General features: G+C 36.4%; 2 protein-coding genes and 1 pseudogene. All 3 read left to right on the top strand.

From position 1 onward, the window contains the following. The first annotated feature begins 352 nt into the window (after positions 1 to 352). Positions 353 to 1,813 carry a basic amino acid/polyamine antiporter gene (locus tag BHE89_RS08570; RefSeq protein ID WP_069369481.1) on the top strand — a complete coding sequence of 487 codons (1,461 nt, stop codon included), beginning with the start codon at positions 353 to 355 and terminating at the stop codon, positions 1,811 to 1,813. A 99-nt stretch (positions 1,814 to 1,912) separates the two neighbouring features. Then, positions 1,913 to 4,285 (top strand): Orn/Lys/Arg family decarboxylase, encoded by a 2,373-nt coding sequence (locus BHE89_RS08565; protein ID WP_069369482.1) that lies wholly within the window; start codon positions 1,913 to 1,915, stop codon positions 4,283 to 4,285. 84 nt (positions 4,286 to 4,369) lie between these two features. Next, a pseudogene (locus tag BHE89_RS08560) lies at positions 4,370 to 5,796 on the top strand (basic amino acid/polyamine antiporter); the annotation flags it as partial.

Raw genomic sequence — 5,796 nt, 5'->3', positions numbered from 1 at the left:
TATATAGTGTATTTTTTATAAAGGTTTAAATATACAATTATAATAATCTTAATAAGATTAATAATAATTGGTTTTTATATCTAACACAATGAATGAATAAATTATAATTATTCTTGTATTAGTTGTTTTTTTTGACTTATATCTTATTTTTAGTTGTTTTGTTTGTTATTTTCATCACAAGATGATTAAATAATAGCACAGAGTATACGATTGTTCATCTTAAATAGGTTATGCACATCATTATTACAGTGATATATAGGATAAAAACCTGTGTCATTTTTATATTTAACTATAATTAAAAATTAACTAATAGTTTTAATAAAATTATTGTTGCAATAGGGTTAATAATAATATGTCAAAGGGCGCTTCTAATAACAATGCAAGCCAAAAAATAGGCTTGCTTGCACTTGTTGCTATCGTCATTAGTTCAATGATAGGCAGTGGTGTTGATGGTCTACCACAAAATATGGCTGCAACCTCGGAAGTAGGTCCAGTTATTGTTGCTTGGCTTATTTGTGGTTTTGGCATGTATTTTATTGCTCGTATTTTTATGGTGCTATCTGACGTTCGTCCAGATCTCCAAGCGGGTATTTATATGTATGCTCGTGAAGGATTTGGATCTTTTGTCGCTTTTATTGTGGCGTGGGGCTATTGGTTAATGACCATATTTAGTAATGTTGCTTTTGCTATTATGGTTATGGATACTTTAAATTATTTTTTACCTGGTGATTTTAAGGGAGGAAATAATATTCCTTCTATTATTGGTGCCTCTATTCTCATTTGGGGATTTAATTACCTGGTTTTATCCGGTACAAAGTTAGCGGGCGCAATTAATATTATCGGGACATTTGCTAAGTTAATTCCTTTAAGTATTTTTGTTTTTATTCTCGTTTATTTTCTTAATTATGAAGAACTCACCAATAATTTTTGGGGAAATTCTGCCTCTATACCGGCTGATAATCTGGGTTCTATTTCAGAACAAATATTAGCGCCACTCGATGTTGCTTTATGGTGTTTTATCGGTGTAGAAGGCGCTGTTGCGTTATCTGGACGCGCTCGAAATAAGAAAGATGTGGGGAAAGCCACGTTGATCGGCTTTATTGTCTCACTGATTATTTGTATTTTTATTTCAATATTACCTTTTGGTGTTTTATCTCAAAAAACATTAAGCATGATCCCCACGCCCTCTACGGCAGGAATATTAAAAACAGTGTCAGGAGATTGGGGTGAATGGTTAATTAATATTGGCGTTTTGGTTTCCGTATTAACCAGTTGGTTAGCGTGGACAATGATTTGTGCTGAAATTCCTATGGCCGCAGCTCAGAACGGAACTTTCCCGAAAGCCTTTGCCACTAAAAATGATAATGGCGCTGCTAGCGTATCACTTTGGGTCAGTAGCCTATTTATGCAGTTAGTCGTCTTTGTTGTTTATTTCTCCAACAATGCTTGGTTAACAATGTTAGCCATTTCCGCATTAATGGTTTTACCCGCTTATTTAACTTCCTCAGCATATTTATTACAACTTTGCTTATCAGGCGATTTTTCTAAATATGCAGATAAAGGAAAAATCTCAGCCTTGATTAGTGGTTTTATTGGGTTAGCCTTTTGTCTATTTATGTTTTATGCCTGTGAAATAAAGTATTTAGTAATGGTTCCTATTTTACTGACTTTGGGGATCCCCCTCTTTGTGTGGTCTCGATATCAAGAGAAAAAAGTGATATTTACGCCCACAGAACGTGCGTTCTTTATTTTTATTATCATGCTGGACATATTAACTATTATTTTATATTTGAATGATTTTATTAAATTTTAATTTGATCATTGTGAAATGACAACTGATTTTTTGTGAAGCAAATGAGTAATGTAATGTAAACCTAATAAATATAGGTATTTGATACCTATGGAGGTGTCCGTGAAATTTAATCATAATGTATTATTTGTCTCTTCATCTGGGCTAAAAGAAGATAGCCCCGCTAAACAGGCATTAACATCTTTACAAAAAGCAATTGCTGAACGTGGATTTGTAGCTCAAATTGCAGATAATATTGATCATGGTATTAAATATATAAAAGAAAGCCCGAAATATAGTGCCGTTGGTATTTTTTGGGATAAAAATAATCCCAAAATGAATATAGAAGCCGAAGGTTTTATTTCATTATTCAGACAGAGAAATTCAGATACACCGATATTATTAATCTCCGAAGAAAATATTACAGATAATGTCTCTATCAATATTCTTAAAGAAGTTAGCGAATATATCTATCTTTACTCAGAAACAGCTACATTTACGGCGAATCGCATTTATACATTAATTCATCGCTATGCAGAAAGTCTTTTACCACCTTATTTTAAAACATTAAAAAATTTCACTGAGGATGGTGATTATTACTGGGATTGCCCCGGGCATATGGGCGGTATGGCATATTTAAAACATCCTATTGGCATCGAGTTTATTAACTTCTTTGGTGAAAATATGATGCGGGCGGATATTGGTGTCGCGACGGCTGAAATGGGTGACTATCTTATTCATGCTGGGCCATCAAAAACATCAGAAGAAATTGCCGCAGAGCTATTTGGTGCTGATTGGACATTTTATGGTGTGTCTGGCTCATCAGGCTCTAATCGTATTGTTGCTCAAGGTGCTGTAGGTGCTAATGAAATCGTAGTCGTTGATAGAAACTGCCATAAATCGCTTAATCATGGTTTGACGCTTTCACAAGGACGCCCTGTTTATTTGAAACCAACACGTAATGGATACGGATTAATTGGCCCTATTCCAACCAAACGATTATCACAGGCAAGTATTCGTCAACTAATAAAAGAGAGCCCGCTAGCAGAAGGTGCCGTTAGTACGGAGCCTACTTATGCCGTGGTTACCAACTGCACTTATGATGGTTTTTGTTACAACGTCAATGATGTCGTAAAAAATTTAGCCGCCAGTGTACCCCGTATTCATTTTGATGAAGCATGGTATGCTTATGCGCGTTTTCATCCTCTGTATAAAAATCGTTTTGCGATGGATGTTGCTGAGGATATGCCAAACCGTCCTACCATTTTTGCGGTGCAATCAACACATAAAATGTTGCCATCACTCTCTATGGCATCGATGATCCATGTGAAGAAAAGTGATCGTGCGCCTTTAAATTTTGATGATTTTAATGACTCATTTATGATGCATGGCACAACATCGCCTTATTACCCAATTATTGCTTCTATTGATGTTGCTGTGGGTATGATGAAAGGTGAATCAGGTCCATCTTTAGTACAGGAATCGATAGAAGAAGCCATTGGTTTTCGTAAGGCGGTTGTTTCTGTCAAACGTCAATTAAAAGAACAGAATGGTGAATCAGAGTGGTTCTTTGATGTACTACAACCGACCCAAGTACGTGATCCGAAAACAGGTGAAAGCCACAGTTTTGAGCAAGCACCTCTTAATCTGTTAAGCCAAGAGCCAGATTGCTGGACATTAAAAGTGGGTGATAAATGGCATGGTTTTTCTGATGAAGATATTGCCGATAGCGACAGTATGCTAGATCCCGTGAAAGTCACAATAACTTGCCCTGGGATCACCGCGGATGGCAAATACCAAAAAATGGGTATTCCTGGTTATATCATCACGAAATTTTTAGATGATCGGCGTATTGAGATCGCAAGAACAGGAGATTACACCATTTTAATTCTGTTCTCTGTTGGCGTGACAAAAGGAAAATGGGGAACACTATTAGAAAGTTTACTCACCTTTAAAAAACTCTATGATTCAAATGCGTTAGCGACAGAGGCAATCCCATCACTGAAAGACGCGTCTCCTAAATATGCAAAAATGACATTAAAACAACTTTGCCAAACTATGCACAATAAGATGGATGAGTTGGATTTAATGAAACATATTAGTGAGGCGGTAAATACCGACCCTACACCTGTAATGTCCCCCGCTGATGCTTACCAAAAAGTGGTTCGTTATAAAGCTGAGCATATCCCTCTTGATGATTTTTCAGGCCGTATTTCTGCGACTATGTTAGTTCCTTACCCACCAGGAATTCCTGTACTTATGCCGGGTGAACGCCTACCTAAAGGGGATCAAGGTATTATTGGTTACCTTAAAGCATTACAGAATTTTGATAAAGAATTTCCAGGATTTGAGCATGAAATTCAGGGAATTAATGTAGATGAAAACGGAGATTTTTGGGTTAGAGCTATTGTTGAAGATGAACGCGAAGCGAAAGTGTTACCTTCACATATAAAATTTAAACGCCATGTTTCTGCTATTAAGAAAGGCCGTCAATAATCAATAACGAGATAACAATTTTATCAAAATATCTGGCACTGATTAAAGTGCCAGATAGGATTATCTGGAGATAAGAGGTTTTTTATGGCGAACAAATCTGAAATAACATCATCAAGCAACACCACTAATACAACGGGAGGTAGTGGTGCAAAATTGGGCTTATTGGCACTTATTGCAATTGTTGTAGGTTCAATGTTAGGTGGTGGCGTGTTTAGCTTGCCACAAAATACCGCAGCAAGTTCAGCAATAGGTCCTGTGCTTATTGCATGGATTATTGCGGGTATTGGCGTTTATTTTATTGCTAATGCATTTCGCTTGTTATCGGATTTAAGACCCGATCTTCAGGCAGGCGTATATATGTATGCACAAGAGGGTTTTGGTTCTTTTATTGGATTTAATGTGGCTTGGGGTTATTGGTTAATGACTGCATTTGGTAACGTGGCATTTGCCGTTATCTTGATGGATGCATTTGATCAGTTTTTCCCTGGTGTCTTTACTGACGGTAATAATTTAAATTCGATTATCTGTGGTTCTATTTTAATTTGGGGCTATAACTTTTTAGTGTTATCAGGAACAAAAGTTGCGGGCTTCGTTAATACACTCGGAACCCTTGCTAAATTAGTGCCATTGATTTTATTTGTTATTGTGCTTGGTGTACTTATTGATTATTACCAATTATTTAGTAATTTTTGGGGAACATCTCCTCAAATCATGAGTACTGTCGGTAATAAGTCAGAGCCTGTCTCGTTAATGTCACAAATCTTGGCACCAATGACGGTAACATTATGGTCATTTATTGGTGTGGAAGGGGCTGTTGTTTTATCGGGTAGAGCAAAAAATAAGAAAGATGTGGGTAAAGCCACTTTATTAGGATTTTTATTAGCATTAATTATTTATATTTTATTATCAGTATTACCCTTTGGTGTTATGCCACAAAGTCAATTAGCGCAATTAAGTAACCCCTCTACGGCAGGTGTATTGGCTAAAGTTGTTGGAAATTGGGGCGATTGGCTAATGAATGTTGGGTTGATTATTTCTGTATTAGCGGGGTGGTTAGCATGGACAATGTTATGTGCTGAAATCCCAATGGTTGCAGGTCAAAAGGGCGCATTTCCTAAGGTCTTTGCTCGTACGAATAAAAATCAAGCGGCAAATACATCGTTGTGGGTAAGTAGTATTGTTATGCAGGCGGCAATGCTATTAGTCTACTTTTCTAATAATGCCTGGAATACAATGTATAACATTAGCGCGTTAATGGTTGTTCCCGCTTATATTACGACAACACTTTATATCACCAAGATTTGTATTAATCGCCAATATGATCAATACGCTAAAACAGGAAGACAATTAGCATTATTAAGTGGTGTATTAGGTGTTATTTTCTGTCTCTTTATTTTGTATGCAAGCCAAATCCAGTATGTTGCGTTAGTGCCTATTTTGTTAACTTTGCGGATTGCCCATTTTTATTTGGTCACGTAAATGAAAAACACGATAATAAACCTATTTTCCAG

The sequence above is a fragment of the Shigella sp. FC1967 genome, assembly GCF_001743005.1.
In the GTDB taxonomy this organism is placed as follows: domain Bacteria; phylum Pseudomonadota; class Gammaproteobacteria; order Enterobacterales; family Enterobacteriaceae; genus Proteus.
This window is presented reverse-complemented; position numbering and strand designations above follow the sequence as displayed.

What these genes read in the sequence shown, in the direction of transcription:
- BHE89_RS08570 (WP_069369481.1), top strand. Translation starts at nt 353, where the DNA reads ATGTCAAAGGGCGCTTCTAATAACAATGCAAGCCAAAAAATAGGCTTG.